The sequence below is a fragment of the Arenibacter nanhaiticus genome (assembly GCF_900141935.1).
Classification (GTDB): domain Bacteria; phylum Bacteroidota; class Bacteroidia; order Flavobacteriales; family Flavobacteriaceae; genus Arenibacter; species Arenibacter nanhaiticus.
Genome location: NZ_FQYX01000016.1, coordinates 65,449 through 90,297, shown reverse-complemented (window position 1 = coordinate 90,297; position 24,849 = coordinate 65,449). Strand labels below are relative to the sequence as shown.

Sequence of the window (24,849 nt, the reverse complement as noted above, 5' to 3'; positions counted from 1 at the left end):
CGACATAAAGGTAGCCTTCGACCTAGTACAAGGGCTCAGGAACATATTCAATACAGCCACTACTATACAAACGGCATATACCAAACTGGCACATTGGCACAAGGACGTAGAGGCTTCGGGCTTTAAAAGCTTCCAAACAGTGGCTAACAGTATCAGCGTTAATTACAGAACTATCCTGAACTATTTTATAAATAAAAGTACGAATGCCTCGGCAGAATCATTCAATGCAAAAATTAAAGCGTTCAGGGCACAGTTCAGAGGAGTGAAAAATGTAGAATTCTTCCTTTACAGATTAACCACAATTTTTGCATAAACACAACAATTGGTCATGATCCGTTCAGAGGGGTGAAAAATGTAGAATTCTTCCTTTATAGATTAACCACAATTTTTGCATAAACACAACAATTGGTCATGATCCATGGTTTCCTCGGACATAAGAGGTGTATACGTCCCCGGTTAGCGTTGCCCTGTCCTGGTCATTATTTTTGGCTAATGGTTAATTGTTCACAGTTTATGGTAAATGTTTTGGGCGTTCCCTCCTTCGTCGGGCGGGCCTTTGGCTATATCCCTTGCCTTGCTGCGGGGATGCCGCCGCAGTCCCTAACGCAGAATACTTTTTAATTTAAACATTGATTCTACGGATCATTTTGAAAAAATTATTTGTTCAATTGGGCGATTTTTGAAAAGATCAAACAAAGGAAACTCCATATTTGCCACAGATGGCACCAACCTTTTCCAAATCTGGTGGGCCAGGAGGTAATTGCCCCAGATCTTCGAACATATGTTCAATGCCAGAAGGAAAAACACTCAATATTACCCGGGCCTTGGTGGTCCCTATGACCTTCCATGAATGAGGAACGTTCCTAGGGCCGAAGGCTAAATCGCCCGCCTTTAATACAGTTGTGTTTCCACCCACGGTAAGTTCTAATTCGCCTTCCAGTACTTTAAATATTTCGTCCTCATTGGTGTGTACATGAAGCGGTATCATAACCCCTGGCTCGTTGTGTTCCTCAATAAGTGTAAATTGATTGTTAGTGTCCTTTCCGGTTAGTTTAAAGGTCATTTCATCGCCTATAACATTGACCTTTTTGCCTTCCTCATTGCGAATGATCTTTGGCTCCAAGTCAGTAGGATTAGGAAGGGCCGTTGTTTTTCTTCTAACGCCCTTGGCCAATAATGTTGTGCCCAGGGTACAAGTACTCAATAGGACCGTTGATTTTAGGAAAGCTGATCTTTTCATATCGAACTGATTTAATTAATAGAAAAAAATTCAGAAAGTAGGCCAAAGCAGCCTAGGTCTAGATATGGTCGTCGCAGGGGAGGCAACTTCTTAAAAAGTATTTTTTTGGGGAGGTTTGCTCCGACACAAAATACTGGATGCATTCAGGAGCAAAAAAAAGCTTTTTTCAATAATAATATGGTTTAAATTAATGAATTTAGGGCTGTGAAAGGAAACCATTTTATAATTGACAGCTAATTGCTTATCAATGGTAAAAAAGGCTGTAAAACTAGTCGTATGCCAAGGCTTTTCGGTAGAGACAACCCATTTATAAGATTGTACTTCAAAAAGTTAAATTTAGCGGACTAAAACTTGTAGAATGTTCCGATTAAAGTATATAGGTAATAATGAATACCAGTAACCGGATCAGGGAAGTACCGCTAATCACGGTGGTGAAAGCCTAATTTAAAAGGGCTTCAATAGCGTATTTAAAAGGGAGTTATAGCAACATAAGGTTACAGCCACGAACATCAGAATGATCGAACCTACCTAAGATTTCAAAACTGCCATCAGCATGTGTTTTTCCTAAATCTTGGGTGGCAATAAAGGAGCAAGAATAGAGGTTGGCCAGGTCAATGATATTGACACCGCCAGTTTTTCCGGGTTCTTGTAAGGATAAAGGGTCTTCGGTTTCCCTAATCAGGACTTTCATCCAATTAGGAGCAAAAAAACGTCCGTCTCCTTTAGAATAGGCTTGGGACAGTAGTTCCGTCATACCGTATTCAGAATGGATGTAGGGAACTCCAAACCCTTTTTTTAAAAGCGCATGCAGTTCTTCCCGAATCATTTCTTTCTTGCGTCCCTTCATTCCCCCGGTTTCCATAACAATGGTGTTTTGTAATGCCATAGGGGCCTCTTCCGCCATATCCAATAAGGCAAAAGATACGCCAAGGAGAAGTATCTTGGTGTTTTGTTGGTTTAGGAGTTTTAAGGTTTCTCTTAGCTGCTCAATATTGTTCAAATAAAAACCACTATCCGGATGCTTGCTTTTCCCAATCAAATCCTCGGCCATATATATCAAGGAAGAACCTTCCCTTTCTAAATAAGAGGGCAGAAGTGCCAAAACGCAATATTCCTCTATATCGCCATAGAAGAGCTTAAAAGCGTTTAAATAACTTTTTTCGTAAAGAGAAATATCTTGGACAAAGTGTTTGCTTACCTCACTGCCGGTAGTACCACTACTAGTAAATATTGCTTGGTGTTTTTCAGTGCCAGTAATTACCTTTTTAGATTTAAAAAACTCAATGGGTAAAAAGGGGATGTCTTTAACAATTGTGGTATTGTCTGGAGTTTTTCCCAAGTGATTGCAAAATTCTCGGTATACCAAATTATGCCGATATTGAAATTTAAAGACCTCTAAGGTCAAAGCATCAAATTCCGATGTGCTTGATAAATGAAAAATACTATTGGGATCCATAAGCTGTTTTGCTGTGGCAAAAGTAATAATATAAGCCGCTTGCCGTATCTAAAAAAATCGATTTCTTGGTGGAAGTTTATAAGGGAATGTGTTTGGGGAGTTGGGAAGCACAAACAAAATAGAGATAGAAGGAAGTGGCTTTTATGAAATTTTCCTTATGGTAGATCAACAGCTGTTTTGGCAGAAGGAATCCTTTATTTTACTACTAATTTTCGGGTCATCTTTATTTTGTTCTCGGTCACTTGTAATATATAAACCCCTGGCGATAGGTTGGATATATTTAAGGAGGTCGATGTGATCCTGTCCCTTAAAACCTCCGTTCCAAAAATATCATATACTACAATAGCTTTTGCATCGTTCTTCTTAGTAGTAAGATGCACGGTATCGTCATAGGCTGGGTTCGGATATAGTTTTAAGGAATCTACATTGGTCGAAGAATTGGTTTTGGGAAATTCTTGGGCCGCAGCGGTTAAGGAGAATACCAAAAGCAAGAAAGTGTAGAATTTAGTCATAAGGAATCTTTATTATCAGGTTCTTATGCTAAAGATAATTAAAGTAAAAAATGAGCATTTCAAAATGTTGTAAACGAACCGATTTTGTATATGTAGCGCTTTTTCTACTCTATTTTAGCGATTTAAAGGAAAGATAATAGGAACCTAAAGCCCAAAAAATAGATCAAAAAGAACAATTATTTGACGATCAATTTTCTGGAAATTGTTTTGTTTTTTTCAGTGACTCTTAAAATATAGACCCCAGCAACCAAATCATTCACATTAAGTTCTGTTCCTATAATGGTGGTTTCAAGAATTTGAGAGCCAAAAATATCAAAAATATGGATGGTTTTCGGAGCGTTTAAAGTAGTTGTGATCGTTACTCTGCCATTGGTTACCGGGTTAGGGTATAATTTAAATCCCTCAATGTCCCCAGTTTTTTCCTTAGGAGCTTGTCCGTAGGAAAGGGAAACAAAAAAAAGGGCTAAAATCAAGTAGAGTTGCTTCATTGAATCTATATCAAAAAAAAAGATTACGCTACTAATGTAATAAAATTTGATGCAGGACGTTGCACTTCTTTTAAGATTGGATCGTTATATTCGATGAAATGCAAATTAAGCTGGGATGTTTGTTAAAAACAAGAACGCCCTGCTAGGGCAGGGCGTTCTGAAAAAGTTGGTTTTAAAGGTGGTTTTATAGGCCTACGGTCCAACCGGCAGCCCAATCTGGAGCATCGGCACCATTACCGGCACCACTTGTGGTTCCTTCGGTAAAGAAAGCTTGGTTGTCACCGCTGTAATCGGTCTTGGTCAACCCAGTTGCTGGAGCGTCAAATTGGACATTGGTGATCTTTAAATCATTCGCTTCAATCCTTGCTGCGGCATGGGTATCCGTACTCTTAACCTTTACCCCAAGATTAACACCATGGGTATATAAATTGTCAATGGTAAATTTCCCGCCACCTTCTTTAAAATATAAGGCTCCTTCGGTTACAGGTCCTACGATAGAAATATTGCTTAAAGTAGTTGTGGTCATTGGGGTAGCAGCACCGTTATCTCCATTGTTAGAGCCTTCGATACCTGCTTTTGCCCCTCCGGCAATATACCAGAAATCACCATTTCCAGCCCATCCGTCCGCAAAATCAATAGAATCGTCCCCACTGTTCACAGACACTAAATACTTTCCGTTTACGGTTCCGCCAAAAAATTCGATGCCATCATCGCCACCGTTATAAGACTGTACATATTGGAAGGTAGTACCAGCACCTACGCCAAATAAGGATACGCCGTTAAATTCCTTGGAACTGTTAAAGGTAGCACCGGTATATTCTACTCTTAAGTACTCGATACTTCCAGAGGAATCATCTACAAGAGTACCACCATAAGTAAGGTCGGCTACCTCGGAGGTAGCAGTAGCGCCAACATTTGTCGGGGCTTTTCCGCAAAGTACCAGTCCTCCCCAATCACCTGCAGCAGGGATAGCAGCACCAGAAGTCATTACTACTGGCTTAGAAGCGCTACCGTTTATAAATATTTGTCCCCCTTGGGCCACGGCAATATAGGCACTTGTCCCGCCCGTAGCTTTTATGGTTGTTCCGGCAGGGATGGTTAATTTTCCGCCATCTTTTACCACATAGGCCCCTGTTAATTCATAGGCGATACTGGCGTCTAAAGTTACATTTCCGCTAACTTCCCCATTTAATTTTTCTGTAGTCGTCCCGCTGTTATCCAAACCTCTTGTCCAACCTGCGGTCCAATCTGGCGCGGCAGCACCATTACCGGCACCTATGGCACTTCCTTCTTGGATAAAGTTTTGGTTACTACCATTGTAGTCGGTATAGGCAAAACCTTCGGCTACATTAGAAAACTGAACATTGGTCATCGTAAGGGCATTGGCTTCAATTCTTGCCGCTGCCTCGGCATCTGTACTTTTTACCTTCACGCCCAAATCTACGCCAGAGATGTATACATTGTCTAGGTTAAAAGATCCACCACCTTCTTTGTAATAAAGAGCTCCTTCGGTCACAGGACCTACGATGGAAATATTTTTTAAAGTCGCTTGGGTTACCGGAGTGGCATTTCCGTTATCACCATTATTAGATCCTTCGATACCTGCTTTGGCACCTCCAGAAATATACCAGAATTCCCCGGTACCTGTCCATCCATCGGCGAAATCAATAGAGTCGTCACCACTATTGGTAGACACTAAATACCTTCCGTTTACAGTACCTCCGAAGAATTCGATTCCGTCATCACCACCGTTGTAAGACTGTACATATTCTACGGTAGTTCCAGAACCAACCCCAAACAATGAAAGGCCGTTAAATTCTTTAGAGCTGTTAAAAGTAGCTCCTGTATATTCTATCCTTAAATAACGAATGGAACCAGAATTGTCATTGGCAAGGGTGCCACCATAAGTAAGGTCGCCCACTTCCGATGTTGCTGTAGCGCCAAGATTCGTCGGTGCTTTTCCACAAACGACCAATCCGCCCCAATCACCTGCAGTAGGATTAGCAGCCCCAGAGGTCATTACTACTGGGTTGTCGGCCGTACCGTTGATGAAAATCTTTCCTCCCTGAGCCACGGCTATGTAAGAACTGGTGCTCCCAGTAGCCTTGATTACGGTTCCGGCAGGAATAGTCAAGGATCCTTGGTCTTCTATGATTAAAGCCCCGGTCAAAGAGTATTCTATACTAGGATCTAAGGTAATATCATTGCTTAATTTTCCGCTAAGAACGTTGTTCTGAGAACAAACAACTCCTGTAGAACCGCCACAATCTATGCCGGTTTCATCGCCATTTTGAATTCCGTCGTTGGCGGTACTCGCAGGGCCGTCATCTTTTGAACAAGACATAACTAAGGCCGTTGTGGCCGCTAGCGTCAATAATTTTAAATAGTTCTTTTTCATCTTTTTTTACTTTGAATTAGTTACGATGCGAATTAACGATAGGTGTATTAACTAAAGATTATCGAAGGATTATCTCTGGGTGATTTATACGCGCTTTAAAAGTTGTAGCTTAAGGATAACTTAACAGAGCTTCCTTTTTTGTACGACAATACGGTGACCTCTTGGGTTTCCTGTATTCTTTCCATAGCCGGATTTAAAAGGTTCTTGGCAGAAAGGCCCAAACTGAGGTTTTGGTTTAATTTGGTCTTTACAATGAAATCTAAGCTTCCCATACCTTTCTCCACTAGGTTTCCCTTTCCTTCCGTTCCCAGGGCAAAAATCCGATCCGAAAAATAGTTATAGGCAAGGGTAGCTTGTAAATTCTTGTTTTGGGCATATTCTGAAAAATAGCTTACATCGGCATTGAACAATAAATCCGAAGCTCCCGTAAGTTTGTCCTCGTCAACACTAAAATCGACGCTTAAAGGAAAGCCTGCTTCGGTAGTTTCCCTGATTACCTTTTCGGCGTCTAATTTCTGGTTAGAGTACATATAGGAGGCGTTAAAGCCAAAGCTTAGGTTGCTCCTTAAAAAATAATCCCCTGCGTCTTTTTCCTTTTCAAAGATGTTCTTTCGGAGCTCAAATTCAGCACCCCCGGCAAAGGCATGGTCTCCCGTATTTACATAGCTAAGGTCGTTGGTGGCAGAGTTTATGTTAATATCGTTGATGGGGTTTTGTATGTATTTTGCAAATACCCCCAAAGAAATAAGTTCGTCCGATTTTGGGAACAACTCCCATTTAAGGTCAAGGTTATAGTCCGTAGAAGCGTATAGCGACGGATTCCCCCGGTAGGTAGTGGTCACTTCCTCGAACTGAAATAAAGCACGTTCTTTGAACTGGGGCAAGGTATAGGTTTTACTCGCTGCAAATTTTAAGTTTTGTTTCTCGTTTAGTTCGTATTTTAAGGACAGCATCGGCAATATTTCAAAAGCATCGAAGGTGCTGGTATCCCCACTAGGATCCAAAGAAGTACTCCAAGAGATGGTTTGGTTTATTTGCTCGCCCCTAAGGCCGGCAATCACGGTAAATTTTGTAGAAAATTTGTACTCCCCAGAAATAAAGCCGGCGTGGATATCCTGGTTTCCATCATAGGTCTGTGGCGCCAAAGCAATAGGGTTATTGGCATTTCCTCTAAAGGTTTCTATAGAGAATAATCCTTTAGCAAGGTTGTCTTGGTTAAAATAGGCGTCCATATCGTACATGTTTTCTACAATCGGCTGGTCTATCAGACGTCCATTAGCATCTCTTTTTGTGATCCTAAAATTGAATTGGGTGGCTTCAAAATCGGTGGTTTTTAATCTTCCGCTATACCCCAAGGTCAGTTTTCCGCCATAAGTATCGTCTTCCTCGTTTTTGTTGAATTTGAAACTGGTAGCGATATTGGCCGCCAATTCATTCTCGGTTAGGGTTTGATAAAAGCGGTGGTTGTCCGATGTATTCAAGGTCTGTTGAAAAGATTTTGGGCCTTCTGGGCTATCCCAATCGTCCGGGGTAAGTGTTATTTGTCTTCTGTTGGGAATGTTATTGTCTACCGTATTATAGGATACGCCCCAATTAAGGTCTATGTTATCTTGCAGTTTATGGTCTCCCAAAAGCTGGTTGACCAATAAAGCTGTTCTTTCAAAAGTAGCTCTCTGAAGAAAAGCACCGCCTTCTGGAGCATAATCAAAGGCATCGATAACACCATAGTACTCTTGTTGTTTCTGGTTAGAAGTGTTGATGTATAGCGTGTTGAACTTAAGGTTAGTGGCTGCTGTTTTAAAACCGACATTCCCCATAAGGGTAGTATTGGTGGCGTACTCGTAGGAAATAAAATCCAAATCTTTTCGACTTAGCCCAGAAACTGTTACTCCGCCTCTGTTTATTCCTTCCTTAAGCTGGTACCCATTGTCAAACGAGGCCACCGCAAAAAAGTTTAATCGGCTATCTTCACCGATAGAAAAAGAATCTCCTCCTTTAATAGATAGGCTGGCATTGATTGGTGCCGGAGCTGATGTACGATCCCAGCTGCTAGTAAAATTGTAATTGTTTAGAGGAAATGCAGGGTAATTCTTGGTATAAAAACCACTGTAATTAGGTCCCTGGTTCAAATAAAACTTCGAGGATGCTGCTGCTTCGGAATTTGCTCCTGCTGCAAGTCCCAATTCCAAAAATCCACTACCGACATAATTCTTGGAGGCTATATCGATATTGGCACCGGCAAAATCCCCGTAATTGTTGGTGCTATAGGTCTTATCTATCCCTATGAATTCTACAATATCGGTAGAAAAAATTTCAAGGTCAATGTTTTTTCTAGACGGGTTGTTCGATGGTAAGGGCAAACCATTAAGGGTGGTATTGTTGTAACGATCTCCGAGACCCCTTACAAAAACGCCTCCAGAACCTTCTTGTTTAGAGATTCCAGTGGTCTTGGTTACAGCTGTCGCAACATCGCCAACGCCTTTTCTGGCCAATTCCTGGGCTCCGATCGCCGTTTTTAGGGAAACAGCCTTCTTTTGGTCCAATAATAGGGCATTTTCAGAATCTCTTCTGGCAACCGTGGTAACAACCACTTCGTCTAAGGACATTCCTTCACTAGCTGACATGGGTATGTTGATGGTGGTAACCTTGCCCGAAATTACTTCCACATCATTTACCTCTACCGTTTGGTAGCCTAAGTAACTAAAGGATAATTGGTATTTTCCAGGCGCTAGGTTGTCTATGGCATATAATCCATCAAAATTAGTAGTAGTCCCTGTAGAGGAGCCCTTAATAATTACATTGGCAAATGCCAAGGGCTCATTATTATATTCCTTATCTGTTAAAGTGCCGGCAATACTCCCGTGGTCTTGGGCATGTAATTGAAAACTAACAATTACTAAACATAAACTTAAAAGATATTTCATTAAATCTGGTTTTAGATTTTGTGCAAAGAACGAGGGGTACTGTAAAAGCGATGTTACCTACGGGTTAAGTGTTTGTTCGAGGAATGTTATGTTAATGTTACGATATTAAATGATTGTTAAGAGGTTTGGTGTAATAGTATTATCTTTACTTTTGACGCGAAATTCAATACCTTTCGGCAGTAAAATGGGGGTTAATTAATCCTTACAAGTAGGGCCAGACCATTGTACGGCCACTTTATTAATTAAACGGTCTAAAAGAATAGATCGAGGAATAAGCATAAAAATTAGAAAATGAAAAAAAAGGATATTAAAATACTTTTGGTCGATGACGAACCAGACATTTTAGAGATCGTTAGCTATAATTTAATCGCCGAAGGTTATGAGGTGTTTACCGCTAAGGATGGTTTGGAAGCAGTAGCAAAAGCTAAAAAGAAAAATCCGCATTTGATAATTTTGGATGTTATGATGCCAGAAATGGATGGCATTGAGACCTGTGGTATTATTAGAAAAACACCCGGTTTAGAAAATACCATTATTGCCTTTTTAACCGCTAGGGGCGAGGATTATTCGCAAATGGCCGGTTTTGATGCAGGGGCCGATGATTATATTACCAAACCTATAAAGCCAAAGGTATTGGTGAGTAAGGTAAAATCATTGCTGAGAAGGTTAAAAGAAGACCAAGCAGAAACCGAGGATATTGTTAAAGTAGGCGATATTATTATCAATAGGGAAGAATACAAAATAATAAATCAGGGCGAGGAAATTATATTGCCGCGCAAGGAATTTGAATTATTGGCATTATTGACTTCTAAGCCTAACAAGGTCTTTAAACGCGAAGTAATTCTCGATAAAGTATGGGGCAATGAAGTAGTCGTTGGCGGTAGGACCATAGATGTTCATATTCGAAAGCTGAGAGAAAAAATAGGGGACGAGAATTTTAAAACCGTGAAAGGAGTCGGCTATAAGTTTGTTTTATAATGGCCACCAGAATTAAAAAATCATATCGGTTTGCCATGCGTTCCGCAGGCCTAATTTCTATGGTGCTCTCCGCACTCTTAGGGCTGCTTTTTTACCTGCAAGATTATATAGATTGGTTTATATGGATAGTGTTTGCGCTATTCTCCTTTTTAATTTCCCTATTGATCATCCAGAAAAGGGTTGAGAGATTTATTTATAAGAGAATAGAACGGATCTACAACGATGTGTCCCTGTTACAATCTTCACCAATAGCGGAAAGGACCATTACAACCGATATGCGTACCCTGACCAACGAGATCGAAAAGTTTGCCAAGGATAAGAAAATTGAAGTAGACACCCTTAAAATTAGGGAAGAGTACCGAAAAGACTTCTTGGGGAATGTCTCCCATGAGCTAAAAACACCCCTATTTACCGTACAAGGCTATATTTTAACCTTATTAGACGGGGCCATGGAAGACAAGAACATACGTAAAAAATATCTTCAACGCGCCAATAAAGGGGTAGAGCGCCTGATTTATATTGTAAAGGACCTTGACCTTATTACCAAATTGGAGGTGGGCGACCTGCACCTAGAACTGCAAAACTTTGATATCATAGAATTGATACAAAGCGTGTTCGATCTTTTGGAAATGAAAGCAGCCAAGAAGGACATTTCTTTGTCCTTCGATATGGATTACGAGATGCCCATCATGGTACGGGGAGACAAGGATAAAATTCAGCAAGTAGTCACCAATCTCTTGGTGAATTCTATAAAATACGGCCATAAAAACGGCACTACGGAAGTAGGCGTAGAGAACCTCATTAAAAATAAGGTAATCGTCAGGGTAACCGATAATGGGGAAGGGATTTCTAAAGGGAACTTGGCCAGAATATTCGAAAGGTTTTACAGAGTCGATAAAAGTGGAAGTAGAACCGAAGGTGGCTCTGGACTTGGACTCTCTATAGTGAAACATATTATAGAAGGCCATGGCGAAAAAATCTATGTCGAGAGTGTAGAGGGTATAGGTTCCGAATTTTCGTTCACCCTGGAAAGGGTGCCCGATAATAAGTCTTAGCTAACCAAATTCCATATATGCTCCCTTGGTTTCTTTGTAGCGCTGTCCCGAGGGCATGACTTAAATTTAAGGGTGGTTTAAGAATAGGTTTGCAGATTACTTCGAAATATTTTTTGTTAGCTCGATCTGTTTTGTTCTAGGGACTAAGGAAAATAAGGCTTTGTTGGGGCTTATTTTAATAGGACGGCTAAGATTCTTAAGGAATATGCAACAAGAGTAAAGGAACAAAATAAAAAACCACCTAAGATTTCCTTAGCTTTGCAGATTCATAAAATTAACTTACCCGTGGGAAGTAAAAATAAACTTAAGAGGTTCAGGGAGAACGAAACCTTCAAAAATGTAATTCAGCCAACTAGGGAAGAGATTGCCGAAGGTAAATTTTCTATGAAAGGAAAATGGAGCGAATATTTCGGTAATGACAACCCCATTGTATTAGAATTAGGATGTGGAAAAGGTGAGTATACCGTTGGTTTGGCCAAGTGGGACAATAGCAAAAACTACATCGGCGTAGATATTAAAGGCGCCCGTTTTTGGAGGGGAGCAAAAAGTGCGATCGAAGATAATATAGATAATGTCGCCTTTTTAAGGACTCAAATAGAGTTGATAGACAAGTTGTTTGCCGAAAATGAAGTGTCCGAAATCTGGATAACCTTTCCAGATCCTCAAATAAAATACAAACGTACCAAACACAGGTTGACGAACGAGAGCTTTTTGGAAAAATACAAATTGATCCTGAACCAAGACGGTGTGGTAAATTTAAAGACCGATAGCGAATTTATGCACGGCTATACCTTAGGACTATTGCATGGCAAGGGCTTGGAGGTCATTTATGCGAATCACGATGTGTATAAAAACGAAGGAAGTCCCAAAGAAGTATTGGGAATACAAACTTTTTATGAAAAACAATACCTAGAAAAAGGGAAGCCTATTACCTATATTAAATTTCGAGTTTCATAAGGTATGGAGCATTTAATTACCCTTTTCTTTGCTACCTTTTCTGCAGCTTTTATGGCAACGGTTCCCCCGGGATTGTTAAACATGAATGCCGCAAAAATAAGTGTAGAAAAGGGTAAGGTAAACGGAATAATATATTGCCTTGGCGTATCTGGTACCATCGTTGTCCAGGCCTATATCGCCGTAATGATATCCAAATACTTGTACAACAATCCGCATGTTATAGATCTGTTGTTAAAAATAGCCCTCGTCGTTTTTGGTTTTTTTGCCATTTACTTTTTTGTGAAGGCCAAGAAAAAAACGAAGGGACTCCAAAAACCTAAAAAGGTTAGTAAAAAGAATAGCTTTTTCAAAGGGGTATTGTTAGCTTCAGTGAACCTGCTTACTATTCCTTATTACAGTGGCCTCAATGCCATGTGGAATGCCTCAGGATGGATAAAATTTCAGTTCAGGGATATAGCCACCTTTGTCATGGCTGCAGGATGTGGTACCTTTGCCGTGCTGTATTTGTACACGGTTTATTTTAATAAATTGGAAACCAAAAGCAGCAAGTTTTCCAAAAACTCCAATTATATCATCAGTGCGCTTATGTTAGTGCTTCTGATCATTACCTTGATCCGGATCTTTTATACGTGATGAAGACCGAAAACCAACATTTTTTTCAAAAGGTGTACCAAGTGGTACGGCAAATTCCCTACGGTAGGGTGACCTCCTATGGGGCCATTGCAAAATATTTGGGGGCTGCCAGAAGTGCCCGAATGGTAGGATGGGCAATGAACAACGCACATAGCATGCCCGATATTCCTGCCCATAGGGTCGTAAACCGTGTGGGGCTGCTAACCGGAAAACATCATTTTTCTGGAACCAATCTTATGCAGCAACTACTAGAAAATGAAGGAATAATAGTGGAGGAAGATCAAATAATAGCATTTGAAAAATATTTTTGGGATCCTGCCAAAGCCTTGGACCAACACCGAGAGTAAGTTTCCATATATGTCCTTTATAAAGGCCATAGGCCAAAATTATTTCCTAGGCCGAGAGAAAAGGAGGAGCCGTGTAGTGGTTTTTAAGGTTGTAATGTAGCTTTAATAGTCTTCAATTAACCGGCATAAAGGATCTTTATTGTGCCATGTTCGTTTTCAATCCTAACCTTTCCTAATCTCGTTCCTAAGCCTTATCTTTGTAATTTAGAATCAGTTTTAATAAAAGCTGAATAAGAACGGTTTAGGATGAAATTAGACAAGAAAGAAATACTTAAAGCTTTAGAAAACATAACTGTTCCTGGAGAGGGACAAAATATGGTAGAAAGTGGCGCTGTAAAGAATGTTGTAGTTTTTGGGGATGAGGTAGTTGTAGATATTACCATCAATAACCCTAGTTTACAGGCACGGAAGAAAACCGAAGTAGAAATATTAAAGGTAATCCATGCCGAAGTGTACGAGAAGGCAAAAATTACCGTGAACGTAAAAGTTGATGCCCCGGCCGCTAAGCCAAAGGTGAACGAGATTAAAGGAAAACCGGTACCAGGGATAAAAAATATTATTGCGGTAGCCTCCGGAAAAGGAGGAGTAGGGAAATCTACCGTAACCGCAAACTTGGCGGTATCCCTATCAAAAATGGGCTTTAAAGTAGGCTTGTTGGATGCCGATATTTATGGGCCATCTATGCCTATTATGTTCGATGTGGCCCAAGAAAAACCATTGGCAGTGAACATAGAGGGAAAGTCTAAAATGAAACCTGTTGAGAACTATGGGGTTAAAATTTTGTCGATCGGATTCTTTACACAACCAGGTCAGGCCGTAATATGGAGAGGCCCGATGGCTGCCAAGGCTCTTAATCAAATGATCTTTGATGCCCATTGGGGAGAGCTAGACTTTATGTTATTGGACTTACCTCCGGGAACCGGTGATATTCATTTGAGCATTATGCAATCCCTTCCTATTACAGGAGCAGTGGTTGTAAGTACCCCGCAAGAGGTAGCTTTAGCCGATGCCCGTAAAGGAGTTGCTATGTTTCAACAAGATTCCATCAACGTTCCTGTTTTAGGAATCATAGAGAATATGGCCTATTTTACGCCAGAAGAGTTGCCAAACAATAAATACTATATTTTCGGGAAGGAAGGTGCCAAACATTTGGCCGAGGACTTAAAGGTGCCGTTTTTGGGAGAAATTCCATTGGTACAAAGTATCCGCGAAGCTGGAGATGTAGGTCGTCCTGCGGCACTACAGACCGCCACCCCAATCGAAAGATCCTTTGAGGAAATCACTAAAAAAGTGGTTCAGGAAGTAGTGGGGAGAAATGAACATTTACCCCCAACCGAGGCTATAAAAATAACCACCATGGCGGGTTGTTCGGCCGTAAATAAGAAGTAATTATGACAGCAGTAGAACTTAGAAAAAATGTGGAAAAGGCTTTGGAAGAAATCAGGCCTTTTTTGCAAAGTGACGGCGGAGACATTTCCCTGATTTCTATCGATAATGAATCTTCGGTAAAGGTAAAATTGGAAGGGGCTTGCGTAGGTTGTAGTGTGAATCAGATGACCTTAAAAAGCGGCGTGGAGATGACTATTAAAAAATATGCCCCTCAAATTCAAGAGGTGATAAATGTTAGCTAAAAAACCTGATGAAAATCATAAAAAAGAGGTTATTTCCATATTAGTTTAGCCTCTTTTTTAAGCACACTTTTCCATGATTAAAACAGATATACTTATTATAGGCGCGGGTCCAACAGGACTTTTTACCGTTTTTGAAGCCGGATTGTTGCAGTTAAAATGTCATCTTATCGACGCATTGCCGCAGGCAGGAGGGCAGTGTTCCGAAATTTATCCCAAAAAACCTATCTATGATATTCCCGGATTTCCGGAAGTACTGGCAGGCGATTTGGTCAATAACCTGATGGAACAAATAAAGCCTTTTCAGCCCGGATTTACCTTGGGAGAACGTGCCAATACCATAGAAAAACTCGAGGATGGAACCTTTATAGTGACTACGAACAAAGGGACTAAACACCATGCCCCTGTAGTGGCCATAGCCGGTGGACTAGGTAGTTTTGAGCCTAGAAAACCATTGATCGATAATATTAAGGCCTTCGAAGACAAGGGGATTGAGTATTTTATAAAAGACCCCGAAATGTACCGCGATAAAAAAGTACTGATCGCAGGAGGAGGAGACTCTGCCCTGGATTGGAGTATTTTCTTGGCCGATATAGCTTCGGAAGTGACTTTGGTACATCGAAGAAACGAATTTAGAGGTGCTTTGGATTCTGTGGAAAAAGTTCAGAATTTAAAGAATCTTGGTAAAATAAAATTAGTAACCCCTGCCGAAGTCGTAGGCGTTTTAGGTGCCGAAAAATTGGAGGGTGTCGTCATTCAGAAATCTGGGGATAATGCCGAAGAAATTATGAAGGAAGTAGACCATTTTATTCCTTTGTTTGGGCTGTCTCCAAAGTTGGGCCCTATAGGGGATTGGGGATTGGAAATTGAAAAAAACGCAATTAAAGTCGATACGTTCGATTACCAGACCAATATTCCAGGAATCTATGCTATTGGGGATGTAAACACATATCCAGGGAAATTAAAACTTATCCTTTGTGGTTTTCACGAGGCTACTTTAATGTGCCAGAGTGCCTATCAGCGCATATATCCAGAAAAGAAATATGTGATGAAATATACTACCGTTGGGGGAATATCGGGCTTCGATGGCAGCAAAAAAGAAGCTCCTAAGGCCATTGTAAAGGCAATAGATTAAAATCACAAATTTTTCTAAGTTGTTAAAAGAGCGTATAAATCTGTGGGGGCTATGCTAAAACCCATTAAATTTGACGCCGAATAACAGCAACTAGATAATATTCTATAACAGATGTCAGATATAAAGATTAAAATTACGGACAGGGAAGGAATTGTTCATGAGGTAGATGCACCAACTGATATGAATATGAACCTGATGGAAATAGTACGCTCCTACGAATTGGCGCCAGAGGGTACTATTGGTATTTGTGGCGGAATGGCCATGTGTGCCTCATGCCAGTGTTATGTTGCTTCAGAACACGAATTGCCTCCAATGTCCGACGATGAAGACGCCATGTTGGCCGAAGCTTTTAACGTAAAGGATAATAGCCGTCTAGGATGTCAAATTCATATGACGGAAGATTTAGAAGGGCTAGAAGTTGAACTGGCTCCAGAGAGCTAAGTCAAGACGCCTTCTACTATATAGGGATATCAAAAAAGACCTGTACGGATACTAACTGTACAGGTCTTTTTGTTGTTATGGATACTGGAATATATATGGCGTCCATAAAAATTTCTTGTCATCGGAATTTTCCATGCGAACTGCTCGTATCAATCGTACCTTATAATGCGTTAGGGATGGCGGCGGCATCCCCGCAGCAGGGCAAGGGATATAGCCAAGAGCCCGACCGACGAAGGAGGGAACGCCCCAATGATTATTAAAAAAGAGGCGTTTATATGCCGGCCATTAAATTCTGGCCTGATAAGTAAATAGATTGTAATACCTGCCTTCTTTCCCTATTAATTCATCGTGGGTGCCCTGTTCTGCGATACGGCCATTTTCGATCACCAAAATCTGATCGGCATTTCTAATGGTGCTCAATCGGTGGGCAATAACAAAAGTGGTTCTCCCCTTGGTCAGGGCAGCCAAACTCTTCTGTATCAAAGCCTCGCTTTCCGTGTCCAGATTGGAGGTGGCCTCGTCGAGGATCAAAATTTTAGGATTGGCCAAAACCGCTCTGGCAATCGCAATCCGTTGCCTTTGTCCGCCCGAAAGTTTAACCCCGCGTTCTCCTATAAGGGTGTCCAGCCCCTTTTCGAACCTATCGGTAAATTCGTCTACATAGGCCGCTTTAACCGCCTTCCGAACCGCTTCTTCCGAAGCATTGGGTCTTGGAAATAGGATGTTTTCCCTGATAGTGCCTTCAAATAAAAACTCGTCCTGTAGTACCACCCCTAAATGCTGGCGGTAACTATTGAGGTTTACCTCGGCAATATTGTGGTTATCTATGGTGATTGTTCCGGACTGTGGGTTGATAAAGGTAGCCGCTAAACCAGCAATGGTAGATTTTCCAGAACCGGAGCTGCCTACCAGGGCTACCACTTTTCCGGATTCGACCTCAAAACTGATATTGTGAAGTACCTCCTTATCTTCTTCATAGGCAAAGGAAACATTGTTAAAAGCAATATTTCCCGCTATATCTTTTAAAACAACGGTTCTTTCCTCCTCATTGGCCTCACTGGTCATGTTCATTAATTCTTCGGTACGATCCAATCCGGCCAGCGCTTCGGTAAGTTGACTGCCTATATTGCTCATCTGAACAATAGGGGCGACCATTAATCCCAGTAAAAAAGTAAAGGTCAGGAATTCACCAATGGTAATTTCATCGACCATAATCTTATAGCCGCCTATACCCATTATCCCGGTGGTAGCGACGCCCAAAAGAAAGGTAGAGGAACTGGTCATAAAAGCTGTGGCGGTCAGGCTCTTTTTTACATTTTGAAAAAGCCGTTCCACGCCATCTTCAAAAACCTTGTGTTCCTGGGGTTCGGCATTAAACCCTTTAATGACCCGAATACCTCCCAAGGTTTCCGTTAACCTACCGGTGACTTCTGCATTTATTTTTCCCCTATTTCTAAAAATAGGCCTGATTTTTTTGAAGGCCTTTAAGGCTATCAGGGCAAAAATGGCCAATGGGGCCAAGGTAAATAAGGTCATGGACGGACTTATCTGAAGTAACAGTATTAATGAGACCACGGCCGTTATAGAGCCCCCTACCAATTGCACCAAACCGGTACCGATTAGGTTTCTGACACCTTCTACATCGGTCATGATCCGGGAAACTAAGGCCCCGGATTTGGTATTGTCGAAAAAACGAATGGGAAGGGTCAATATTTTTTTCTGTACCTGAGCCCTTAATTCAGAGATTAAAAACTGTGCTTGTACACTGAGAATTTTTGTCAATAAAAAGGAAGTAACTGCCTGTACCAAGATGGCGATCCCAACGCCCAATACCAACCATTTTAACAGGCTTAGGTCCTTGTTGGGGATCACATCGTCCATTAGGTATTTTATGGATAAGGGAGCGACAAAACTCGCCGCCTTACTGATGACAATTAATAAAAGGCCTAGGAATACAAGATTTCTTCTAGGCCAAATAATAGTTTTAAAGGCCGTTAGGATATTTACTTTTTTAGTGGACATATAGGGTGTAGAATGATTTTTTAAAAATGATAAAAATAAACAATAAGAAGACGGTTTCCATGCTATAATTGTAGATGTAATTCGCATGGCTAAATTCCTAGTTGTGGCCAGTTTTCAGTCGTGCTCATTTCATTGGAAAAGACTTGTTATCAATAGGCTGCAAGGTACCTTAAAAAAAAGGAAATCCTTGGGTTTCCTGTGCCACACCTAGTTTTTTCACTTATTTTAGCGCAAACCCTTAAACCCTTCCTACTATGAGATTTTTATGGCTATTCCTTTTAATCGGACTGTGTTCTTTTACAACCGAGGACCAACTTACGGAAATTGAAGGCTGGAAGGCCCAAGCGAAGGACGTTACCATCATTCGGGACGATTACGGGGTGCCTCATATTTATGGGAAGACCGATGCCGATACCGTTTTTGGACTGCTATATGCCCAATGCGAGGACGATTTTAATAGGGTAGAACAGAACTATATATGGGCTATAGGGCGTTTGGCGGAGATAGAAGGGGAAGCGGCGATATATAGCGACTTAAGGGCTAAGTTGTTCATGACCCAAGAGCAGGCTATGGAAAATTATGAAAACAGTCCGGCTTGGTTAAAATCCCTTTGCGATGCCTTTGCCGATGGAATTAATTATTACCTATATACCCACCCGGAAGTAAAACCAAAACTGTTGACCCGTTTTGAACCTTGGATGCCGATGTATTTCAGTGAGGGCTCTATAGGTGGGGATATTGAACGGGTTTCTACCAAAAAGATCCGTGCTTTTTACGAAAGCAACCAAGCGATCCCTGCGGCTGAGGCCTATGAGCTAAAGAAGGAAAAAGCACAAGAGGAGCCACAAGGATCTAACGGAATTGCCATTGCAGGCCATTTGACAAAATCCGGGAACCCACTACTATTAATCAATCCCCACACCTCCTTCTTTTTTAGGGGAGAGGTGCACGCCGTTAGTGAAGAAGGCTTAAACGCCTATGGAGCGGTAACTTGGGGACAGTTTTTTATATATCAAGGGTTTAATGAAAAAACAGGCTGGATGCACACCTCTACCTATACCGATGTGATGGACGAGTTTATGGAAACGGTGATAAAAAAAGAAGGTAGGCCTATGTATGTTTATGGGGAAGAATTGCGTGCGGTAAAGACTTCCGAAATACGTGTAAATTATAAGGAAGGAGACCAATTAAAAACACGTGTATTTCCGGCCTACCATACCCATCATGGCCCCATTACCCATATGGCCAATAATAAATGGGTGGCCACGGCCATGATGTGGGACCCGGTTAAAGCCTTGGAGCAATCTTATATACGGACCAAGCAAACTGGATATAAGGGGTTTCGAGAAATGATGGATATGCGCACCAATTCTTCCAATAACACCGTTTATGCCGATGCGGAAGGGAATATAGCCTATTTTCATGGGAACTTTATTCCTAAACGCGATGTGCAGTTTAATTATGCCTTGCCGGTAGATGGCAGCAATCCCAAAACAGATTGGCAGGGCCTTCATACAGTGGCAGAGAATATAGGGTTGTTGAATCCGAAAAACGGATGGATACAGAATTGTAATTCTACGCCCTTTACGGCGGCCCTGGAATTCAGTCCCAAGAAGGAAGATTATCCCTATTATATGTCCAAGGACCAGGAGAATTTTAGAGGGATACACGCCATAAGCCTATTGACCGATAAAAAAGGGTTTACCATAGATAGGCTCATTACCTTGGCCCACGATCCGTATTTACCGGCATTCGAAAAATTAATTTCGGGCCTGGTCCAAGCTTTTGATGCTTCGGATAAAAACACTGCCCAGCTAAGAGAACCTATAAGGATGTTAAGAAATTGGAATTTAAGGACCTCCAAAACATCTGTGGGCATGACCTTGGCACATTATTATGGTACCCTTGTGGGAAAAAAGGGAGTCATCCAAGACACTATGAGCGATATGGAGGGCATGAGCTATTTTGGCACCTCTTCACCATACGACGAGCGTTTGCAATTATTTTCAGAAGTGATATCTCAATTAGAGGAGGATTTTGGGACTTGGCGCATTCCATGGGGCGATGTAAATCGATACCAACGGCTAGATGGGGCTATAAGGCAGGCTTTTGACGATGACAAGCCCAGTATAGCCATTGGGTTTGCTTCGGGGCGCTGGGGCGCCTTGGCCGCCTACGGGGCCAGATACCACAACAACACCAAAAAATTATATGGTACCCGCGGCAATAGTTTTGTGGCCGTGGTAGAATTTGGGAAAAAGGTAAGGGCCAAAAGTATTTTGGCAGGGGGGCAAAGCGGTCATCCGAGCTCGAAACATTTTGATGATCAGGCACAGGCCTATGCCGATATGGAATTTAAAGAAGTTGCTTTTTACAAAAAGGATGTCTTAAAAAGGGCCGAAAAAATCTATCACCCCGGCGAAAAGCTATAAAAAAGCTAGAAGATCCTGGGATGGATTTTATATAAAAAGTGCACAGGGATGCTGTCCTTTTAGTAGGAGACTTTTAAAGCGTTTTTTGGAATTATTCTTTTATGACAATAATGGTCGCCTTAGAGCCCGTGGATAAATTCCACATATTGGAATGGATTAATTTTCCCTGGTCGTCATACACATCTACCTGGGCCGTATTGGGGCCGGAAGTTCCTTGGTTTAAAGCCTCAAAATCGATGCGGTTAAATCCCTTTTTTAGATCTAGGTTTAGGCCTTTAAAAGCAGCTGTCAGAAATATATTAGGTTCTACGACCACATCGTTTAGCAATATCCTTACGCGGTCTCCGTCTACGTATTCATGGTCACGACAAAGAATCCCCACAAATTTTCCGTTGCTCTTGATGTCGCCCAAATACATATCGCCAAAAAAGGTTTTAGAGCCTTCTTTTTCCTTTTCACGTATTTTGGGATCTAGCTTTAAATCGTGTCCCGCCTGAACCAAATTCCGGGTCGGAAGCATATTAATTTGGCGCGCTGTTAACGAATCCCTGAGGTTGGTAGTAGGTTTTAAATCTATGATGGCCGGCAATTTTAAGGCCGTACCTTGCTTAGGGTTTTCCTTGACACCGCGGTCTCCTTCAATTTTCAGGGGTTGGGTAGTGGGCAAGTCGGTTTGGGCCAATCCCGAGTAGGATACCAAACATAGTAGAACAAACAAATAGACAACTCTCATATAACCTGTTAAATATAGCTAGGAATAACAAAAATATCAAATACCCTGCCATAGGTAAACTAAATTGTTGTTAAAAACAAATTATACAGAACGGTAAATAATAATAAAAATAGCGGAATGATTAAATAGGAACGGCAAACTGTAACACATCGCCGGAATCTCCTAAAATATACGCTCACTGTGCATGGCCGTCCCCTAGATCTTGTCATGTGCCCTTCGCATTAAAAAGCAGTCATGTAACCATAAAGAAAAGAAGCCACCTTTTCATCGTCTGTAGTTTAGGCGATAAAAGTTGATGAAATCTGCGGAGATTTTATAATCATTGTACCGGAATGACCGACCGTAGGTATAAGGGAGGGGGGTATCCATGATTTATGGCAAAAGATGTTTTTATGCATGCCATAATTTTCGTAACTTTAATAGCGCCGTATACCGAAAAAAGAAAGATATATTTCCTTCCTTTTTTGTTGTCAAAGTCCCAGTTCACTTTTATTGGGAAGTAACCAAAAGTCGATCTTAGAAGGCTTTATCATTTGATTTTTGGAGCTCGATGGCTCCCATACTTTAAAACCACATTTATGGCACCTCCAATGTTATTTGGCATCATTATCTTTTTGTTTTTATTGGCCGGAATACGTATTATTTTTGAATACAAAAGGGCTTTGAAATTCAGGTTCGGGAAATATGTAAGCACCCTAGGGCCAGGGTTCAAATGGATTATTCCCATTGTAGAGACCATACAGGTGGTCGATATTCGTGTGATCACTATTAATATTGTCTCTCAGGAAGTGATGACCGAAGACAATGTGCCCTGTAGTATTGACGGGGTGGTCTTTTTTAAAATCAACGATCCAGAAAAGGCAGTTTTGGAGGTAGAAGAATATAGGTTTGCCATAACTCAATTGTCACAAGCGGCCCTGAGGGATGTTTGTGGGAAGGTAGAACTCGATACTATTTTGTCTAAACGAGAAGAGATGGGCAAAAACATCAAGTCTATTGTAGAGCAAGAAACCGAGGTCTGGGGGATAGAAATCATAGACGTTAAGATTAAAGATATCCAATTGCCCGAAAACATGAGGCGTATGATGGCCAACCAGGCCGAAGCGGAACGTTCTAGAAGGGCTAGGGTTATCTTGGCACTGGCCGAGGAGCAGGCAGCCCAAAAATTGCTGGAGGCGGGGAAACTGATAGACCAATCGCCCTCTGCCATTAAATTAAGATTGTATCAAACCCTATCCAATATTGCGGCAGAAAAGAATTCTACCATCCTTTTTCCCTTTCCCGAAGAAATGGTGCCAAGAGACCAAAAAGAGAAAGCAACGGAGCCCAGAAAAAATACTAAAAAGAAAAAATAAGAGTCCTAGAAAAGAAGTGATACGAGTGTCATGAGCAACCTATATCACAGCAAAAGGCTACGAGCTAATTTTAGAGCGGGCCCTTGTTCGGTGCCGATTCGAATTGGCTCGGTGGCTGTCTTGTTTGTTAAAGAAAACGGCTTTTTGTACTGATTTAAATCATATGAAATGATGTAGATACCTAATAAATTCATGGGTAAAATGCACTGTCATGGAAATTAAAAAAAATCCAAAAGCAGATTTAAACAAAAAAAGTGGTCTTTTTTTTGTGATCGGACTTGCTGTTGTATTGCTTTTGGTCTGGAGAGCCTTGGAATATAAAAGTTATCCCAAAGAAAAGACCTATATACAAACCATAGCGGTTGCAGATTACCTGGAGGAAGAAGCTCCTGTGACCGAGGCCCTAAATACGCCGCCTCCACCACCACCTCCTGCTGCTCCGGCCATTATTGAAGTTGTAGAGGATATTGCCGAAATTGAAGAAACCATTATCAAAAGTACCGAAGTCAGTCAGGAAACCGTAGTGGAAAAGCCCCCCTTGAAAGCAGAAGAAATTATCTTGGTGGAAGAGGAGGAGGAAGTGCCAGAAGTACCCTTTGCCGTTATTGAAGATGTACCCGTTTTTCCGGGCTGTAAGGGCAAAAGCAATGAGGAACAAAAAGAATGTTTTCAGAAAAAAATCCAGGAACACGTTCAAAAGAATTTCTCCTATCCCGAAGTGGCCGTAGAAATGGGGATTCAGGGAAAGGTGTACGTGCAATTTATCATAGATGATAAGGGAAATATTGGAAACGTAAGAACCAGAGGCCCTAATAAATTGCTGGAGAAAGAGGCCGATAGGATCATTTCGCTCTTGCCGCAGATGAGTCCGGGACGGCAAAGGGGAAGGCCGGTAAAGGTGCCGTATACCATTCCCATTACCTTTAGGCTGCAATAAGACAATGAGGTTTGGACAAAAATATATAGGTTGTAGCATTGCAATCCAATGGTCTTCTAAGTACCACAAACCATGAATTGGGGTGTGCTATGGGCGTTCCCTCCTTCGTCGGGCGGGCCCTTGGCTATATCCCTTGCCCTGCTGCGGGGATGCCGCCGCGGTCCCTAACGCAAAAAAAACCAGAACATACTAATTGTTCCTCGGCCTGAAATGGTGGCTTAGTAGCGGTTCGCTAGGATTTAAATTTACTTTTAGCGTAATCGCTCAAACTTTTTGGGCCCTCTAACAGCACTCTTACAATTTGTAGGGTGCCATCATCCTTGGTGGCTATTTCCCATTTTATAAGGGAAATGGTGCCCTCTTTTATTTCTAGACCTGTTATGCTGCGAGGATGTACGCAACTCCCGGCATTAAAAAAAGGGATGGCCCCAGGTTCTGGAAAACGGGGCCTATGGGTATGCCCTGCAATGGTGATGCGGTCATTTTTGGCTACGATCCACTCTTTTATGCGCCTTTCAATCTTTATGAGTTCCTTATAGTTTTTGGCCGGACTCGTTGGGTCGGCAATACCCCAAAGTTGTAAGGGCTTCCAAAGTACCCGAACCAAAAAACGGCCCCAGCGCCAAAGGGTATAATTCCACCAATCTGCTTGGTGGCCATGGGTTAAAAACAATTCTTGCTCGGTGGTGCGATGTTTTAAAACAATGGCCTCCTGGTACTGTATGCCTGGAAAAAGGTCCTTGTTGCAATTTTCAATCGGCTCAAAATATGAAGAAAGATGGTCTTTAACATAGGAAGGATCTTTGTAAACCATATCGTGGTTGCCCCAAATAAGCTGAAGCCGTTGTTGAATGTAATATTTCCTTAAAAGCATGTACACATTTTTATGAGCCTTAAAAATGGTCTCGAAATTGATATTTTCCCAAAGCTCATCCCCATCCCCCAATTCACAATAGGTAAAGCCTTCATTAAAATAATGCTTTAAGGCATGGAAATATATATTCCTATTGTTGGCAAACTCATCCGAAAAACTGTTGTCTCCTCTATGACAATCACTGAAAAGAATGATCTTAGAGGTATCATCAAAGGCCACAACCTTGGCGTTTTTGTAAGCTCTTGTGAGTCGGGTGTACGATGTCATTGTAATTGTTTGGTATAAATATCCTAAAAATCAATTG

Annotated in this window: 22 protein-coding genes; 13 read left to right on the top strand and 9 right to left on the bottom strand. The window is 41.4% G+C overall.

Going from position 1 to position 24,849, the window contains the following annotated elements:
* Positions 1–313: transposase (locus BUA16_RS10995; protein WP_245795553.1), on the top strand; the 313-nt coding region annotated here is incomplete at its 5' end.
* A gap of 375 nt (positions 314–688) precedes the next feature.
* Here BUA16_RS10995 and BUA16_RS10990 read toward each other — a convergent pair.
* From BUA16_RS10990 to BUA16_RS10965, 6 genes are all read right to left on the bottom strand, one after another.
* Positions 689–1,240, bottom strand: a complete 552-nt coding sequence (locus BUA16_RS10990) for a cupin domain-containing protein (RefSeq protein WP_072764801.1) — start codon at positions 1,238–1,240, stop codon at positions 689–691.
* Between the two features lie 478 nt (positions 1,241–1,718).
* Positions 1,719–2,696 carry a LuxE/PaaK family acyltransferase gene (locus BUA16_RS10985; RefSeq protein ID WP_072764800.1) on the bottom strand — a complete coding sequence of 326 codons (978 nt, stop codon included), beginning with the start codon at positions 2,694–2,696 and terminating at the stop codon, positions 1,719–1,721.
* Between the two features lie 194 nt (positions 2,697–2,890).
* A complete protein-coding gene (locus tag BUA16_RS10980) occupies positions 2,891–3,208 on the bottom strand; it encodes a T9SS type A sorting domain-containing protein (RefSeq protein ID WP_072764799.1) in 318 nt (105 codons plus the stop codon).
* Positions 3,209–3,384: 176 nt separating this feature from the next.
* Positions 3,385–3,696: a T9SS type A sorting domain-containing protein gene (locus BUA16_RS10975; protein ID WP_072764798.1), complete on the bottom strand. Its 312-nt coding sequence runs from the start codon at positions 3,694–3,696 to the stop codon at positions 3,385–3,387.
* A 184-nt stretch (positions 3,697–3,880) separates the two neighbouring features.
* Positions 3,881–6,094 (bottom strand): hypothetical protein, encoded by a 2,214-nt coding sequence (locus BUA16_RS18665; protein WP_072764797.1) that lies wholly within the window; start codon positions 6,092–6,094, stop codon positions 3,881–3,883.
* 95 nt (positions 6,095–6,189) lie between these two features.
* The gene (locus tag BUA16_RS10965) at positions 6,190–9,018 is read right to left on the bottom strand and encodes a TonB-dependent receptor (protein WP_072764796.1); all 2,829 of its coding nucleotides are present in this window, start codon (positions 9,016–9,018) and stop codon (positions 6,190–6,192) included.
* Between the two features lie 291 nt (positions 9,019–9,309).
* Here BUA16_RS10965 and BUA16_RS10960 point away from each other — a divergent pair, with 291 nt between their 5' ends.
* From BUA16_RS10960 to BUA16_RS10920, 9 genes are all read left to right on the top strand, one after another.
* A complete protein-coding gene (locus tag BUA16_RS10960) occupies positions 9,310–9,996 on the top strand; it encodes a response regulator transcription factor (RefSeq protein WP_072764795.1) in 687 nt (228 codons plus the stop codon).
* A complete protein-coding gene (locus tag BUA16_RS10955) occupies positions 9,996–11,051 on the top strand; it encodes a sensor histidine kinase (RefSeq protein ID WP_072764794.1) in 1,056 nt (351 codons plus the stop codon). Before BUA16_RS10960 ends, BUA16_RS10955 begins: the two co-directional genes overlap by 1 nt.
* 285 nt (positions 11,052–11,336) lie before the next feature.
* Complete coding sequence (gene trmB / locus BUA16_RS10950) at positions 11,337–12,008, top strand: tRNA (guanosine(46)-N7)-methyltransferase TrmB (protein ID WP_072764793.1); 672 nt, start codon at positions 11,337–11,339, stop codon at positions 12,006–12,008.
* 3 nt (positions 12,009–12,011) lie between these two features.
* Complete coding sequence (locus tag BUA16_RS10945) at positions 12,012–12,641, top strand: LysE family transporter (RefSeq protein ID WP_072764792.1); 630 nt, start codon at positions 12,012–12,014, stop codon at positions 12,639–12,641.
* Positions 12,641–12,988 (top strand): MGMT family protein, encoded by a 348-nt coding sequence (locus BUA16_RS10940; protein WP_072764791.1) that lies wholly within the window; start codon positions 12,641–12,643, stop codon positions 12,986–12,988. Before BUA16_RS10945 ends, BUA16_RS10940 begins: the two co-directional genes overlap by 1 nt.
* A gap of 246 nt (positions 12,989–13,234) precedes the next feature.
* Positions 13,235–14,377, top strand: coding sequence for an Mrp/NBP35 family ATP-binding protein (locus BUA16_RS10935; RefSeq protein ID WP_072764790.1), 1,143 nt, complete (start codon positions 13,235–13,237; stop codon positions 14,375–14,377).
* A gap of 2 nt (positions 14,378–14,379) precedes the next feature.
* Positions 14,380–14,619, top strand: a complete 240-nt coding sequence (locus tag BUA16_RS10930) for a NifU family protein (RefSeq protein WP_072764789.1) — start codon at positions 14,380–14,382, stop codon at positions 14,617–14,619.
* 73 nt (positions 14,620–14,692) lie between these two features.
* Positions 14,693–15,751 (top strand): NAD(P)/FAD-dependent oxidoreductase, encoded by a 1,059-nt coding sequence (locus tag BUA16_RS10925; RefSeq protein WP_072764788.1) that lies wholly within the window; start codon positions 14,693–14,695, stop codon positions 15,749–15,751.
* A gap of 111 nt (positions 15,752–15,862) precedes the next feature.
* The gene (locus BUA16_RS10920) at positions 15,863–16,192 is read left to right on the top strand and encodes a 2Fe-2S iron-sulfur cluster-binding family protein (RefSeq protein WP_072764787.1); all 330 of its coding nucleotides are present in this window, start codon (positions 15,863–15,865) and stop codon (positions 16,190–16,192) included.
* A gap of 285 nt (positions 16,193–16,477) precedes the next feature.
* On the opposite strand, the gene BUA16_RS10915 is transcribed toward BUA16_RS10920, so the two are convergent.
* Positions 16,478–18,214 carry an ABC transporter ATP-binding protein gene (locus BUA16_RS10915; RefSeq protein ID WP_072764786.1) on the bottom strand — a complete coding sequence of 579 codons (1,737 nt, stop codon included), beginning with the start codon at positions 18,212–18,214 and terminating at the stop codon, positions 16,478–16,480.
* Between the two features lie 254 nt (positions 18,215–18,468).
* Between BUA16_RS10915 and BUA16_RS10910 the strand changes: the two genes are divergently transcribed.
* Positions 18,469–20,646: an acylase gene (locus BUA16_RS10910; protein ID WP_072764785.1), complete on the top strand. Its 2,178-nt coding sequence runs from the start codon at positions 18,469–18,471 to the stop codon at positions 20,644–20,646.
* A gap of 91 nt (positions 20,647–20,737) precedes the next feature.
* Here the strand turns inward: BUA16_RS10910 and BUA16_RS10905 are convergent, their stop codons facing one another.
* Complete coding sequence (locus BUA16_RS10905) at positions 20,738–21,379, bottom strand: hypothetical protein (RefSeq protein WP_072764784.1); 642 nt, start codon at positions 21,377–21,379, stop codon at positions 20,738–20,740.
* A 578-nt stretch (positions 21,380–21,957) separates the two neighbouring features.
* Here BUA16_RS10905 and BUA16_RS10900 point away from each other — a divergent pair.
* Both BUA16_RS10900 and BUA16_RS10895 read left to right on the top strand, forming a co-directional pair.
* On the top strand, positions 21,958–22,734 hold the full coding sequence (locus BUA16_RS10900; RefSeq protein ID WP_072764783.1) for a slipin family protein: 777 nt from the start codon (positions 21,958–21,960) through the stop codon (positions 22,732–22,734).
* 211 nt (positions 22,735–22,945) lie between these two features.
* Positions 22,946–23,671 (top strand): energy transducer TonB, encoded by a 726-nt coding sequence (locus BUA16_RS10895; RefSeq protein ID WP_072764782.1) that lies wholly within the window; start codon positions 22,946–22,948, stop codon positions 23,669–23,671.
* 232 nt (positions 23,672–23,903) lie between these two features.
* On the opposite strand, the gene BUA16_RS10890 is transcribed toward BUA16_RS10895, so the two are convergent.
* Positions 23,904–24,812, bottom strand: a complete 909-nt coding sequence (locus tag BUA16_RS10890) for a metallophosphoesterase family protein (RefSeq protein WP_072764781.1) — start codon at positions 24,810–24,812, stop codon at positions 23,904–23,906.
* Positions 24,813–24,849: the final 37 nt, after the last annotated feature.

What these genes read in the sequence shown, in the direction of transcription:
- BUA16_RS10955 (WP_072764794.1), top strand. Translation starts at nt 9,996, where the DNA reads ATGGCCACCAGAATTAAAAAATCATATCGGTTTGCCATGCGTTCCGCA.
- BUA16_RS10900 (WP_072764783.1), top strand. Translation starts at nt 21,958, where the DNA reads ATGGCACCTCCAATGTTATTTGGCATCATTATCTTTTTGTTTTTATTG.
- BUA16_RS10930 (WP_072764789.1), top strand. Translation starts at nt 14,380, where the DNA reads ATGACAGCAGTAGAACTTAGAAAAAATGTGGAAAAGGCTTTGGAAGAA.
- BUA16_RS10990 (WP_072764801.1), bottom strand. Translation starts at nt 1,240, where the DNA reads ATGAAAAGATCAGCTTTCCTAAAATCAACGGTCCTATTGAGTACTTGT.
- BUA16_RS10895 (WP_072764782.1), top strand. Translation starts at nt 22,946, where the DNA reads ATGGAAATTAAAAAAAATCCAAAAGCAGATTTAAACAAAAAAAGTGGT.
- BUA16_RS10920 (WP_072764787.1), top strand. Translation starts at nt 15,863, where the DNA reads ATGTCAGATATAAAGATTAAAATTACGGACAGGGAAGGAATTGTTCAT.
- BUA16_RS10960 (WP_072764795.1), top strand. Translation starts at nt 9,310, where the DNA reads ATGAAAAAAAAGGATATTAAAATACTTTTGGTCGATGACGAACCAGAC.
- BUA16_RS10965 (WP_072764796.1), bottom strand. Translation starts at nt 9,018, where the DNA reads ATGAAATATCTTTTAAGTTTATGTTTAGTAATTGTTAGTTTTCAATTA.
- BUA16_RS10925 (WP_072764788.1), top strand. Translation starts at nt 14,693, where the DNA reads ATGATTAAAACAGATATACTTATTATAGGCGCGGGTCCAACAGGACTT.
- BUA16_RS10890 (WP_072764781.1), bottom strand. Translation starts at nt 24,812, where the DNA reads ATGACATCGTACACCCGACTCACAAGAGCTTACAAAAACGCCAAGGTT.
- BUA16_RS10940 (WP_072764791.1), top strand. Translation starts at nt 12,641, where the DNA reads ATGAAGACCGAAAACCAACATTTTTTTCAAAAGGTGTACCAAGTGGTA.
- BUA16_RS10915 (WP_072764786.1), bottom strand. Translation starts at nt 18,214, where the DNA reads ATGTCCACTAAAAAAGTAAATATCCTAACGGCCTTTAAAACTATTATT.
- BUA16_RS10985 (WP_072764800.1), bottom strand. Translation starts at nt 2,696, where the DNA reads ATGGATCCCAATAGTATTTTTCATTTATCAAGCACATCGGAATTTGAT.
- BUA16_RS10975 (WP_072764798.1), bottom strand. Translation starts at nt 3,696, where the DNA reads ATGAAGCAACTCTACTTGATTTTAGCCCTTTTTTTTGTTTCCCTTTCC.
- BUA16_RS10910 (WP_072764785.1), top strand. Translation starts at nt 18,469, where the DNA reads ATGAGATTTTTATGGCTATTCCTTTTAATCGGACTGTGTTCTTTTACA.
- BUA16_RS18665 (WP_072764797.1), bottom strand. Translation starts at nt 6,094, where the DNA reads ATGAAAAAGAACTATTTAAAATTATTGACGCTAGCGGCCACAACGGCC.
- BUA16_RS10935 (WP_072764790.1), top strand. Translation starts at nt 13,235, where the DNA reads ATGAAATTAGACAAGAAAGAAATACTTAAAGCTTTAGAAAACATAACT.
- BUA16_RS10980 (WP_072764799.1), bottom strand. Translation starts at nt 3,208, where the DNA reads ATGACTAAATTCTACACTTTCTTGCTTTTGGTATTCTCCTTAACCGCT.
- BUA16_RS10905 (WP_072764784.1), bottom strand. Translation starts at nt 21,379, where the DNA reads ATGAGAGTTGTCTATTTGTTTGTTCTACTATGTTTGGTATCCTACTCG.
- BUA16_RS10945 (WP_072764792.1), top strand. Translation starts at nt 12,012, where the DNA reads ATGGAGCATTTAATTACCCTTTTCTTTGCTACCTTTTCTGCAGCTTTT.